We start from the raw sequence: 12,565 nt of genomic DNA on the forward strand, positions 1-12,565 counted from the left end.
TGTCCCAAGCCTCAATACTATCACCCAAAGAATAGAGCGTCGGCGCATGAGTCGAGCCCGGCAGAAGATGCATCTGCCCTTTCCACATCGAGCCATCAAGCGGGAGCGCATGCAAAAGAAGTAGCTCCAGCCTATCGTTGCTCGTGGACGCGGCTTCACCCGCATCTCGATTTTTTGCGACCATCGCCTTAAGCGACTCTAGGCCGGCTGGACCGATCTGACGCTGCCGCTGCTGTCGACGACGCAGTTGAACTTGCGCCCGCCGGCATCGACATCGACGGCGTAGGTCGTCGCATCGAGCTGGCGCGAACTCATCGGCAGAACCCTGGCGCCGCTGGCTTGCGCAACGACGGCATTGGCGCAGATGAGTTGCAGGTCGGCGGGCGCGGTCTGCAGGCTCGTGCGGGCCATGTTCTGGGGCTCAGGCGTCGATGATTGGCATCCGCCGAAAAGCGAGACGCCCGCGACAACAAATGCGCAGCGCGCGATCGAATATGCGTTCAACTTGGTCGTCGACAATTCACGCCCTCCAGATGTCGCCTTCGCTGGCCCTCGTTCACACGCCCTATTCACACGCCCTTGTAGAGCGCCGCCCCCTGCATCAGCACAATGACCTTCGCACCGATTTTCACGCGGGAATGCAGATCGACGATGTCGTCATTGTTCATCCGGATGCAGCCGGAGGAAACGTCGAGACCGATCGTCCAGGGCTCCACCGTGCCATGGATGCGATAGATCGTGTCGTTCTCGCCCTCGTAGAGATAGAGCGCCCTCGCCCCGAGCGGATTGTCCGGTCCTCCCGGCATGCCGGCCGCCCATTTCGCCGCGTTCGGGTCGCGCGCCACCATCTCGGGCGGCGGCGTCCAGGTCGGCCACTCGGCCGTGCGCCCGACGCGAACGATGCCGGCCCAGCCGAAGCCCTCGCGTCCGACGCCGATGCCGTACCGGATTGCCTGGCCGCCGGGCTGGACGAGATAGAGAAAATGCTGGTTGCCGTCGATGATGATCGTGCCGGGCGGCTCGGCCGTGCGGAACGGCACAAGCTGCCGGCGAAAGGCCTCCGGCACCTGCTTGTTGCGCGCGAAATACTGCCGCGCCTTGCGCTTGTCGTAGTCGACCCATTTCTTCGTGCGGGCGTCGTAGATCTGCGTCGCGGCGAGCGCCGCCAGCGGTCCCAGGCAGAGGCCGGCGGCAAGCACGATCAGGCCGATTTTCCGCATCCTCCCGCCACGTTTTACCTCGGCCTCAACGTCCCGGATCATCGTCATTGCCTTGCCCACCCGTCTACGCGTGCTGCGTTGCCGTCGACCCATTTCTTCGCGTAGTCGGGGGGCGCCTGCCGCTCCACCTCCAGCGCGTAGCTCATCGCCGTCACTTCCTCCGGTGAGAAATCCACCTGTTCCAGGAACTTCGCGATATCGGGATGCTTCTTGCCGAAGGCTGTCGCATAGGCAATGTGGAAATGCGCCGTATCCCAGGCAGTGGCCGCGCTCGACTTGGTGATCCACAGCGGATCGTCCGCCGGCACGATCTTCCATTTCGCCGGGTCATGCGCCGGCTCCTCGATGCGCGTGAGCTTGTGCAACTCGAAGACGTGATGCGGCGCATAACAGTAGAACACCATCGGCCGGGCGGTCGCGACCGCCGCATCGACCGCCGCCATCGCCACCTCCTCCTCCGCCTCGACGAGCGTCAGGTTCGCAGCATAGCCGTAGCTGTTCGCCCTCACCCGTTCTATCCCCGTCGAAAGCCAGGTCGGCGCGCCGATCCACACTTCGCCGCGTCCGTCCCCGTCGGTGTCGAGCACCGCGGTCTTTGCCGGGTCGCTGAGGTCGGCGACGGTCTTGAGGCCGGCAGCGGCTGCCTCGGGCGTGGCGCAAAGGCCCTGCCAGGCCGGTACCGCGCGCCCGCTCAGGACGACGGCACCCTTGTCGGTCACGTATTTCTTGATGAGATCCTCGAAATTCGGCCGCCACACTTCGGGCTGAATATCGACCTCGCCCTTGTCGAGCCCGACAAAGGCGTTGATCGTCCCGAGTTCGCGCACCTCGGCCTCGAGCCCGAATTTCTTGGCGATGCTCAGTTTGAGGATATTGGCCGTTGCCTGTCCGGACGGCCAATTGGGCATGGCGATCACCAGGTCGGCTGCCTTGGCCGGCAGGGCAACAGTTGCGGCAAGGATGGCTGCGAGGGCGGCCACGCGGAATTTCGTGCTTCTCTTCACAGTGCCCTCCGAACAGATTCCCCGAATACTGCGGCTGATGTCTTGTGAATGGATGCTATGTCGAAATCTGCCGCGCCATGCCGGACGCGACGTACGCAATGTGCACGCACTTGATCTGTCTGCGGGTCGGCAGGACCCGGAATACTATGCAGGCATGTCCTGACGGCCGGCAGGATGCACCAGCTTCTTCCCCTCCGTCAACTTGCCGTTGATCGGTCGCGCGGATTCAGGCTTAAATACGCACCAAAGGGTTCGACGAAGGCCCGCTCTTCGATCCACCTAGCTCCCCTGCGGATCGACTGCGAGCCTGTCGACATAGCTTTCGACACCGTGGACATTCTCCATCAGCACCTTGATGGCGCGACGCTCCAGCTCGCTCTTCACCTTGCCTTCAAGCACGGCGTGGCAGGCTTCCACGGTGACCCTGATTTTCTCCGGGTCGAGGCCGAGGTCGGCCCGCAGGCGCGCGCGGATTGCGACGGCGAGCGCCTCGTCTCCCCTGACCGTGCCCTCACCCGGAACGTCGACGATCGCGCGCAGAAGGTCGACGCGGCTGATGATGCCGACCAGCGCGCCATTTTCCACGATCGGCACGCGCTTGATCTTGTGGTTGAACATGAGCTCGGCAACGGCGCCGATCGGCGCGTCGCGGTCGACCGTGACAACCTTGGTCGACATCAGATCACTGATACGCCAGCTGTTGCTGCGGATATAGCGGTCGAGATCGATGAGGGCGCTCTCGGCCGCAGCAGTACCGCGGCCCTTCCCGAGCTCGATGCGGCGCAATAGGTCGCCTTCCGTCAGCATGCCCACGACCGCACCATCGTCATCGATGACGGGGAGACCGCTCAGCCCCCTCGTTACCATGGTTTCGATCGCGTGACGAACGCTGCTTGCCGTACTGATCGTGGCCACGCTTGTCGTCATGATTTCTTCGGCGCGCATTTGGGCCTCCACCTGTTGCGGGAGAAACGAAAGCACTACAGCCATTCTGCCTGGCGGATTTGTCCGAGAGGAGGAAAGATGCCGGAAATGCCGAGCATTTTCAAATATTCCCGAAAGGCCGAAGCGCAAAATCGGTCGCCTTGCCTCGCACCGGCTACGGCGCAACGGCGATACCCGCCTCCCTCGATGCATCCAGAAATGTGATCCGCGCGACGTAAGCCGGCAGATGACCGCTTAACACCTCCTTGCATGCGGCAACAGCAGCGTAATAGGCGGGTCCCCTCCGCTGCGGCCAAGCCTCCTGCAGCAGCGAGAGGGCGTCTTCCGCGGTCGACACGAATGCCAAACCGCCGTCGGCGGACCTCACAACGACACACTCGTTCCAGGGACCGGCACTCATCGTTCGTCTCCGCGTCGGGCAACGCTGCTAGAGCGGGATGAGGGAAAGTGTGCGCGGTTTTCCGCCCGCATCCCGCTCTAACTCATTAGAATCGATCACGTTTATGATTGTAGGTCGGTTCGACCTAAAATCATCGCGATCTAGAGCGCCGTGCGTTCAAGTGAGCGCACAAAGGACGCTCTAGCACTTTGATTCTAGAGCATCTTATCCGCTTTCAGTGATTCCACTTGAAAGCGGGATGCTCTAGACGAATAGGTAACGTAGCAACAGCCCTTTTGAAGCATCTTCGGGACCGGGAAGGATGAAAAATCTCCGTGATCCGCCGGTCGTCCCGGGACCGCCAGTGCCCGTCGGACGAGGAGCCCGGCAGCACAACCGCAAGCGGCGTCATTTGCCGGCATCGCCAAGCCTGGTCCGCTGCGTATCGTCACCCCAATTGCAGGCCTGCCGCCCGGGCGGCGTCGCGCAGGAACGGCAAGCCGACCTCGATAACGTCGCGGGGGTCTTCGGCGACCGGCCGCCAGATTGCCAGCCCGCCCGCGATGTCATGGTCGACATGGTTCATGCTCTCGAGCGTGATCGGCCCGTCGTAGCCGACGTCGGCGATCGCCTTCATGCAGGCCTGCCAGTTCAGCATGCCGCGTCCGGGCACGCCACGGTTGGCCTCGGAGACATGCACATAGCCGAGATGGGGCGCCGCCGCTTCGAACCCGGCGGCAAAACTCTCCTCCTCGATGTGCATGTGATAGGTATCGAGATGGATGAAAAGATTGTCGGCACCGATCCGCTCGATGATCCGCGCGGCGTCGATTCCGCGGTTGATGAGATGGGTCTCGTAGCGGTTGCAGGGCTCGATGCCGAGCTTCAGGCCGCGCGACCTTGCCGTCCTCGCAGCCCGCTCGAGAAACCGGCACATTCCGTCGATCTCCCTGGTCGTCGCAGCGCGGCCCGTGGTCCTGCCGATCGAGCCATAGGTGACGCCGGCGAGCCCGAAGCTTCCGACCTCCGCGCAGACCCGGAAGGCCGGCTCCAGGAAGTCGAGCCCGTCCTGCGGATCAGCGACGATATCGAGCGCCCGGGGCAGCCCGAGCGACGGTATCAGCTCGATGCCATAGTGGCTGGCGAAGGCCCGCGTCCGCCGGGTGTCGATTTCCCTCGGCCTCAGCAGTGGAATTTCCAGGAGCCCGATGCCGAGCTCCTTGAGGCGGTCCATTTGCGGCTCGATGCGCGACAGGTCCCAGACGGGAGCGATCGCAAAAGTATGCAGTCCGAAGATGTTCATGAAGTCAGCCCCGTTGTTCGTGCATGGCCGCAGCCGAAAGGTCGCCGCCGCCGACGATGCGGCTGACGACCTCGCTCATATTGGTTCTGGCGGTGGCAAGATTTGCGTCGGCCCGCCCGTGACGCAGGACGACGATGCGGTCGGTGACGGCAAGCACGTCATTCAAGCGGTGGGAGATCAGGATCACGGCAATGCCTTCCGATTTCAGCCGGCGGATGAGATCGAGCACGCCCTGAACCTCGCGCACCGCAAGCGCGGCGGTCGGCTCGTCCATGATGACGAGCTTCGGATTGAAGGTGAGCGCCCGGGCGATCGCCACGGTCTGCTGCTGGCCACCCGAAAAGGAGCCGACCGAGCGGTTTATCGACGGCAGGTGGGCGCCGAGTCGCGCGATCATGCTTGCCGCCTCGCGGTCCATCCGTGCCTTGTCGATGAAGCCGGGAAACAGCCCGAACAGCTTTCGTGTCGGCTCGCGTCCGAGGAAGATATTGCTCGCCACGTCCTGCTGCTTTGCCAGCGACAGGTCCTGATAGATCATCTCGATACCGAGTTCGCGCCGCGCGCCGGGATCGAGCGGCAGCACGTCCTTGCCGTCGAACTCGATCGAACCGGCGTCGGCCCGGTAGATGCCGGTGATCGTCTTCATCAGCGTCGACTTGCCGGCGCCGTTGTCGCCGACGAGGCCGACCACCTCGCCCTTCTCGACGGAGAGATCGACGCCATGCAGCACGTCGACCGCGCCGAAGCTTTTACGGATGCCGGAGAGGGTAAGAAGCGTCATACGCGGCTCTCCTTGCGCACCTGATACTGGTCGATGAAGACCGCGAGGATCAGCACCGCGCCGATCGCCATCTGCTGATAGTAGGATTGCACCGCGAGCAGGTTGAGCCCGTTCTGCAGCACGCCCATGATCAGCGCGCCGATCATGGTACCGAGAATGGAGCCGCGGCCGCCGAAGAGATTGGTGCCGCCGATGATGGCCGCGGTGATCGCGGTCAGTTCGTAGTTGAGGCCTGCCGTCGGATCGCCGGAGTTGATGCGCGCCATGAACAGCATGCCGGCAAGCCCGGCGAGCGCGCCGGAAAGCGTGTAGAGGACGCGCCTGTGCCGCTCGACGCGGATGCCGGCGGCGCGCGCAGCGCTTTCGGAATCCCCGAGCGCCATGGTGTGCCGGCCGAACTTCGAATAGGCGAGCACGCAGTGGGCGACAATTGCGGTAACGACGAAGATGATGACCGGCATCGGAATGCCAAGCGGCCGCCCCTGGCCGACATAGACCATCACGGCCGGCAGGCCATAGATCACCCGGCCGTCGGATATGACGAGCGCAAGCCCGCGCGCAAGCCCCAGCATGCCGAGCGTCACGATGAAGGCGGGGACGAAGGCCCGCGTGATCAGCTGGCCGTTAACATAACCGGCGGCCGCCCCCGCGAGGATGCAGGCGGCAAGGCCGATGGGCGAAGGCGCGCCGAGATTGACGGCGACATAGGCGCCCGCCACACCGGAAAGCCCCATCACCGAGCCGAGCGACAGGTCAAGCCCGCCGGACCCGATGACATAGGTCGCGGCGATCGCCAGTACGCCGATCGTCGAGGTGGCAAGCAGGATGTTCAGGAAATTGCTCAGCGACAGGAAGAATGGCGAGAGCACGGCCATGACGGTGCTGAGCACGATCAGGACGATGAAGGATTCCAGCCGTATGTGCAGTTGCTCGACCGATGTTCGTTGCGCCCACGCCCAAAGCCCGGGCTGCGCCGTTTCATGTGTCATGGTTCTCAGTTCTCACCCAAGAAAGGAAGAAGACGGCCGGCGCAGTATGGCGCGCCAGCCGGGTTCGGCAAAACTCACTTGACGTATTGAAGCATCGGCTCCTTGCCGGCGTCGAGCACGTCCTTGGTCAGCACCAGCGTCGGCACGGCGATGTCCGCCGTGATGCTTTCGCCGGCGATCGCCTTCTTGACGTTCTCGACCGCCTGTTTCCCGACCAGATAAGGAAGCTGGGCGACCGAGGCGTTGAGCCTGCCGTCCTTGATCGATTTCACCGCATCGGAATTGCCGTCGACGCCGATGATCGTCACCTGATCGCCCTTGCCGGCGGCATAGACCGCCTCGACGGCGCCCAGCGCCATTCCGTCATTGGCGGCGAAGATGCCGACGAGGTCGGGGTTGCGGGTCAGGATATCGTTGGTGATCGACGCTGCCTTGCCGCGGTCCCAGTCGCCGGGAAGCGAGGCGACGACTTCGAGGCCGGGCGCCAGTTCTTTCAGCCGTGCCGCAAAGCCTTGAGCGCGCCGCTGCCCAGTCACGTTGCCCGATAGCCCCTCGATCACCAGCACCGGGCCCTTGGCGTCCTTGCCGAGCTTCTCGACGAGATAATCGGCGCCCTGGCCACCCGCCGCGACATTGTCGGAGCCGATCCGGAAGGTGATCTTTATGCCCTCCTTGTCGAGCACGGCCTGGTCGAGGTTGCCGTCGAGATCGACGACCTTGATGCCGGCGTCCTGCGCCGCCTTGAGGCATGGCAAGAGGTTGGTCGAGTTGATGGCGGCGGTGATCATCGCTACCGGCTTGCGTTCCAGCATCGTGTTGCAGAGGTTGAGCTGCGGCTCGGCCGCCTGGTCGCTTTCGGCGGCTTGCAGGAAATATTTCACGCCCGCTTCCTTGGCGCCGTCCTCGACCCCCTGGCTCATGGCGCCCCAGAACGGATTGGCGAGCGTTTTCATCAGGACGCCGTATTCGCCGTCTTCGGCGATAGCGGGCGCGGCGAAGGCCATTGCAACGCCCAACGTCAAGGTAAATCGATTTATCTTTGCGACAAATGGTTGCATCATTTCCTCCAGTTGATGTCACGCACCGTGAGTCCCAGCCAGATCCGGCGCTTGCCTTCCGTCTTCGACAATCGGGGTCATTGTCGTTTTCCTCCCCCGGAATGCGGTCCGCTACCTGGCGACCCAACGGATTCCCGCATCAAGACCTTGCATGGTTCGAGCCGCGCCATGGGCGGCCCCTCTTCCCCCTCGATCCGGCGAAACAGCACGTCCATCGCCTCGATGGCGATCTGCCGGACGGGCTGCACGACCGCCGCGATCGCCGGCCATGTCACCTGCATCCACTCGGCATCGTCGAAGCCGACGAGGGAAATGTCGTTCGGGCAGTGCCAGCCGCGTCGCCGGAATTCGCTGAGCGCGACCAGCGTTCCCCTCAGGAACAGCGAATAGACGGCGGTCGGCCGCTCGCCCTTGGCGAAATAATCCCGCAGCGAGGATCGCAGCGGCTCGACATCGCTTTCCGAAAGGATCACGTCGACGCGGGCATCCGGGGCGAGTGCCAACGCGCGCTCGCGAAAACTGTCCAGCCGGGCGCGGACCGTTGCCGCCTGCTCGCCGAGACCTAGCACGAGGATATGACGGTGGCCTCTCTCGACGAGCTCGCGCGCCACTTCGGCGCTCGCGGAAACACTGTCGGCCGAAACCGTGTCGAAGGAATCGTCCGCAAGCACCCGGTCGATCAGCACGCCGGTCATGCCGTTCTTCTTCATGAAGCCCGCCGCCGGCCCGTGCTCGTTGCGCACCGGCGCCAGCACCACGCCGGAGACGCGCCAGTCATGCATGCGGGCGAGGATTTCCTTTTCGCGCGCCTCCGACTCCCGGCTCGACGCCGCGACAAGCGCATAGCCGCGCTGTTCGGCCAGCCGTTCCAGCTGCGTGATCACGGAGCCGAAGAACTCGCTTTCGAATTCCGGAACGATCGCGCCGATGATGCGGCGCTTGGCGCGCCTCAGGTCCGAGGCAAGCGGATCGACGCGATAGCCGAGCAACTCCACCGCGTCGAAGACGCGCTGGACGTTCTCGGGCTTTACCGTCGAAACACCTTGCAGGACTTTCGACACCGTCGCGGCAGAGACTCCGGCGCTATTCGCCACGTCGTGGATCGACGGCCGCCGCGCATGCGCTTCCCGATGAACCATCCTCTCCTCCCGAGAGCAAGCAGTCTGCCGAGTGTCGCACAACAAGCGATAAATCGATTTTTCCGTATTGTAAATCGTTTCATTCGGCGTACAACCTGTGCGTCAGCGGTACATGTACCGAATGCATCGGAAGGAGCCGACCGGGAGGAAGAAGCCATGTCCGACAATTCGCTGCCGCTGGTGATCAGCGCGCCGGAACCGCGTACGCTCGAGCTCATTTTCACCCCGCCTTCGCTCGCCCGGCTTCGTGCCGGCCACCGGATCGTCGAGACGACCGACCGGGACATTGCCGCGCTACCGGCCGACATTCTGGCTGCGGCCCGCTACATCATCGGCCAGCCGCCGATTTCGGGCGAATTGCTCGCCCGTATGCAGTCGCTGCGCTGCGTCTTCAACGTCGAGACCAACCTGATCGACAACATGCCCTACGAGACGTTGTTCGAGCGCGGCATCCATGTGGTGACGACCGGCGCGGTCTTTGCCGAGCCCGTGGCCGAGCTTGGCCTTGCCATGGCGATCAATCTCGCGCGCGGTATCGTCGATGCCGATCTCGCCTTCCGCGAAGGCGAGGAATTGTGGGGCGGCGACGGCAACCGCACGGCGCGGCTCATCTCCGGCGCCGACGTCGGCATCATCGGCTTCGGCGACCTTGGCAAGGCGCTGAACCGCCTGCTCTCGGGCTTCCGCACCCGCACACGGGTCTTCGACCCCTGGCTGCCGCCGTCGATGCTGATAGAACACGGGGTGGAACCGGCTTCGTTGGACGCGGTGCTGTCGGAGAGCGACTACGTCTTCGTCGTCGCCTCGGTCACCAGCGAGAACCAGGGGTTCCTCGGCGCCGACGCCTTCGCGAAGATGCGCAAGGGCGCCGCATTCATTCTGCTCAGCCGGGCCGGCGTGGTCAATTTCGAGGCGTTGATGGATGCGGTGCGCACGAAGCACATCGTCGCGGCCAGCGATGTCTTTCCGGAGGAACCGCTTGGCCTCGATCACCCCGTCCGCACGCTACCCGGCTTCCTCCGCTCGGCGCACCGCGCCGGCGCCCTCGATGTCGCCTTCAAGCGCATGGGGGATATGGTGCTGGAGGACATGGACCTGATGGACCGCGGCCTGCCGCCGATACGCTGCAAGCGCGCCGAGCGCGAAACCGTCTCGCGCATGCGCTCGAAGCCGGTCGACAGGAACTAGCCCCTGCCCCATGAACAGCCCTCGATGCCGCACCGCAGTGTTTGTTGACTTCCCTTGGCCGAAACCTAGGTAGAAGGCGACCTGCAAACCGATCGTTCCGGATCGACCCGTTCAATCCCATCCTGAGAGAAAAGCCATGCACTACAGAACACTCGGCCGTACCGGCCTCAGCGTCTCCGAAATCGGTTATGGTGCCTGGGGCATCGGCAACAGCGGCTGGCGCGGCGCCGACGACGAGGAGTCGGCCCGCGCGCTCAACCGGGCCATCGACCTCGGCCTCACCTTCATCGACACGGCGCTCGGCTATGGCGAGGGCCACAGCGAGAGGCTGGTCGGCAAGCTGCTTAAGGAACGCCCGGAGACGATCCACGTCGTAACCAAGATCCCACCGAAGAACAGAACATGGCCGGCCCGCCCCGGCACGCCGGTCGAGGATGGGTTCCCCGCCGACCACGTCATCGCCTGCACCGAAACCAGCCTAAGGAACCTCGGCGTCGAGACGATCGACGTGCAGCAGTTTCACGTCTGGTCGGACGAATGGGTCGGCCGCGGCGACTGGCTCTCGGCGGTCGAGCGGCTGAAACGCGATGGCAAGATCCGCTTCTTCGGCGTCTCGATCAACGATTACGAGCCCGAAAACGCCCTCGCCCTCATCGAAAGCGGCGGCGTCGACAGCGTGCAGGTGATCTACAACGTCTTCGAGCAGACGCCCGAGGAAACGCTGTTCCCGGCCTGCGAGCGCCACAATGTCGGCGTGATCGTCCGGGTGGCGCTCGACGAGGGCGGGCTCACCGGCCAGATCCGCGCCGATTCCGTCTTCCCGGAGGGAGACTTCAGGGCCAATTATTTCCGCGACGGCCGCAAGGCCGAGGTCGAAGAGCGGGCACGCAAGATCGTCGAGGACCTGGCGATCGCCCCCGACGCGCTCGCTGAAACGGCGCTGCGTTTCGTGCTCAGCCATCCGGCCGTATCGACCGTCATCCCCGGCATGCGCTCGGTGCGCAACGTCGAGCGCAATTGCGCGATCGGCGACGGACGCGGCCTTCCCGCCGGGCAGCGGGAGAAACTGCGCGCGCACAAATGGCCGCGTAATTTCTATCGCGATTGAACCGTCGATCGACGTTCTGCAACGCTCGAACCGTCGTCTCGTTCAAGGCCGCCGGCGCCCACGGGGCGCTCGTGGCCTGCCCACAAGCTCGCGACAAGCGCCGCCCCGAGGGAACGGAGGTGGCGCATGATGGTTGGAACATCACGTATTGCACGCAAAGTGCGGTCAAGAACATCGGAGGTTCCACCATGCTGAACAAAGTGCTGATTGCGGCTGCCATGCTCACGGCTGTTGCATCGCCCGCCTTCGCGCAGGCCGATATCAATTGCGACCAGACGGCGATGACAAAGCTCGAAACCGACGTCGGCCAAATCACCGACGCAATGAAAAAGGACTACGCCAACAAGGAACTCGCCATGGCCAAGGAGGCGATGAACGCCAAGGACATGGAAAAATGCAAGACGCACATGTCCAACGCCATGAAGGGCAACGAGCCGATGTAAAAGACTGGTAGGCGGCGTGGCGCCAGTCCCTCGGGAGGCTGGCGCTCCCTCCCGCCCTCAGCTTGCTGCGTGGACTGGACTTCGCGCCGCGCCTCTAAATCAGACAATCGAAGGCGGCCTTCAAAGCCATCCGGTTAGTTCGAGCGTTTGGTAGCCGGCCAGAAGCGTGATCAGGGATCCGATCAGCCGCAGCAGGGTCTTCTCCGGCAATGTCTTGACGATCCATCCCGCCAGCGGCGCCGCTAGAACGCCCCCAACGATCAGCCCGCCAACCGATGTCAGATAGTCGCGGAATTCGCCGGCCTGTTCCCAATGGCCGGTTACAAATGTGGCGAGGAAGCTCAGCGACACCGAAAGTGCAATCAGGAACTCGGTCGCATTGACCGTTCCGATGACGAAACGCGGCTGTCCGCCTGCGCCGAGCAGACCCGTGGTGGCGACCGGGCCCCAGCCGCCACCGCCTGCGGCATCCAGAAACCCGGCCACCGCGCCCAGCGGTGCGACAATTCTCAGCTTCACGGGGTTGGTGGGAATGCGGCGAAAAGACCGAAATAAGAGCCAGCTCCCAATGACCGCGAGATAGGTTGTAACGATTGGCTTGACCTGCTCTCCCTCAAACGAGGTGAGTACGAAAGCGCCGATCATACCGCCGACGACGCCAAAGGGGATCAGCCGCCAGAACAGTTTCCAGTCGATGTTGCGATGATAAAGATGGGCCGATCCGGACGCGGCGGTGGTGAACAATTCCGCAGCATGGGCCGAAGCTGACGCTTGCGCCGGCGGCACCCCGAAGGCCAACAGCACCGTCGAAGAGATCACGCCATAAGCCATCCCGAGAGCACCATCGACCGCCTGGGCGAGAAACCCGACTGCCGCGAACAGCAGGAAGTCTTCCATGAGGGGCCCCGTGCATGCATCGTTCGGCGAACACGCACAACGAAGCCTCACATGTGCAGCGGCACAGGGGAAGCTTCTGGCGCGACCAAGTTGCAGTCGTAGCGCTCTTGG

At 63.7% G+C, this 12,565-nt stretch carries 14 protein-coding genes; 3 read left to right on the forward strand and 11 right to left on the reverse strand.

All coding sequences use genetic code 11. From position 1 onward, the window contains the following. Window positions 1-198: 198 nt before the first annotated feature. The 10 genes from RB548_RS11775 to RB548_RS11820 all read right to left on the reverse strand — a co-directional run bounded on the left by RB548_RS11775 (window position 199) and on the right by RB548_RS11820 (window position 8,818). On the reverse strand, window positions 199-519 hold the full coding sequence (locus RB548_RS11775) for a hypothetical protein (RefSeq protein WP_408642371.1): 321 nt from the start codon (window positions 517-519) through the stop codon (window positions 199-201). A gap of 50 nt (window positions 520-569) precedes the next feature. Beyond that, window positions 570-1,220 (reverse strand): L,D-transpeptidase, encoded by a 651-nt coding sequence (locus tag RB548_RS11780; RefSeq protein WP_331374945.1) that lies wholly within the window; start codon window positions 1,218-1,220, stop codon window positions 570-572. A gap of 44 nt (window positions 1,221-1,264) precedes the next feature. After that, window positions 1,265-2,128, reverse strand: coding sequence for an ABC transporter substrate-binding protein (locus RB548_RS11785; RefSeq protein WP_331374946.1), 864 nt, complete (start codon window positions 2,126-2,128; stop codon window positions 1,265-1,267). Window positions 2,129-2,503: 375 nt separating this feature from the next. Then, the gene (locus tag RB548_RS11790) at window positions 2,504-3,169 is read right to left on the reverse strand and encodes a CBS domain-containing protein (RefSeq protein ID WP_331371499.1); all 666 of its coding nucleotides are present in this window, start codon (window positions 3,167-3,169) and stop codon (window positions 2,504-2,506) included. A 154-nt stretch (window positions 3,170-3,323) separates the two neighbouring features. Further along, the gene (locus tag RB548_RS11795; RefSeq protein WP_331371500.1) at window positions 3,324-3,569 is read right to left on the reverse strand and encodes a DUF982 domain-containing protein; all 246 of its coding nucleotides are present in this window, start codon (window positions 3,567-3,569) and stop codon (window positions 3,324-3,326) included. 427 nt (window positions 3,570-3,996) lie between these two features. Continuing rightward, complete coding sequence (locus RB548_RS11800) at window positions 3,997-4,851, reverse strand: sugar phosphate isomerase/epimerase family protein (protein WP_331371501.1); 855 nt, start codon at window positions 4,849-4,851, stop codon at window positions 3,997-3,999. A gap of 4 nt (window positions 4,852-4,855) precedes the next feature. Next, window positions 4,856-5,632 carry an ATP-binding cassette domain-containing protein gene (locus RB548_RS11805; RefSeq protein ID WP_331371502.1) on the reverse strand — a complete coding sequence of 259 codons (777 nt, stop codon included), beginning with the start codon at window positions 5,630-5,632 and terminating at the stop codon, window positions 4,856-4,858. Further along, entirely contained in the window at window positions 5,629-6,621 is a 993-nt protein-coding gene (locus RB548_RS11810; RefSeq protein ID WP_331371503.1) for an ABC transporter permease, read from the reverse strand. Before RB548_RS11810 ends, RB548_RS11805 begins: the two co-directional genes overlap by 4 nt. A gap of 74 nt (window positions 6,622-6,695) precedes the next feature. Further along, window positions 6,696-7,679: a sugar ABC transporter substrate-binding protein gene (locus tag RB548_RS11815; RefSeq protein ID WP_331371504.1), complete on the reverse strand. Its 984-nt coding sequence runs from the start codon at window positions 7,677-7,679 to the stop codon at window positions 6,696-6,698. A 77-nt stretch (window positions 7,680-7,756) separates the two neighbouring features. Next, the gene (locus RB548_RS11820) at window positions 7,757-8,818 is read right to left on the reverse strand and encodes a LacI family DNA-binding transcriptional regulator (protein ID WP_331371505.1); all 1,062 of its coding nucleotides are present in this window, start codon (window positions 8,816-8,818) and stop codon (window positions 7,757-7,759) included. Window positions 8,819-8,974: 156 nt separating this feature from the next. Here RB548_RS11820 and RB548_RS11825 point away from each other — a divergent pair, with 156 nt between their 5' ends. From RB548_RS11825 to RB548_RS11835, 3 genes are all read left to right on the forward strand, one after another. After that, on the forward strand, window positions 8,975-10,006 hold the full coding sequence (locus RB548_RS11825; protein ID WP_331371506.1) for a hydroxyacid dehydrogenase: 1,032 nt from the start codon (window positions 8,975-8,977) through the stop codon (window positions 10,004-10,006). Between the two features lie 136 nt (window positions 10,007-10,142). Further along, window positions 10,143-11,114 carry an aldo/keto reductase gene (locus RB548_RS11830; protein ID WP_331371507.1) on the forward strand — a complete coding sequence of 324 codons (972 nt, stop codon included), beginning with the start codon at window positions 10,143-10,145 and terminating at the stop codon, window positions 11,112-11,114. Between the two features lie 188 nt (window positions 11,115-11,302). After that, window positions 11,303-11,557: a hypothetical protein gene (locus RB548_RS11835; RefSeq protein ID WP_331371508.1), complete on the forward strand. Its 255-nt coding sequence runs from the start codon at window positions 11,303-11,305 to the stop codon at window positions 11,555-11,557. A gap of 120 nt (window positions 11,558-11,677) precedes the next feature. Here RB548_RS11835 and RB548_RS11840 read toward each other — a convergent pair whose 3' ends face one another. Continuing rightward, entirely contained in the window at window positions 11,678-12,454 is a 777-nt protein-coding gene (locus RB548_RS11840) for a sulfite exporter TauE/SafE family protein (protein WP_331371509.1), read from the reverse strand. Window positions 12,455-12,565: the final 111 nt, after the last annotated feature.

This window comes from Sinorhizobium chiapasense (assembly GCF_036488675.1).
Classification (GTDB): domain Bacteria; phylum Pseudomonadota; class Alphaproteobacteria; order Rhizobiales; family Rhizobiaceae; genus Sinorhizobium; species Sinorhizobium chiapasense.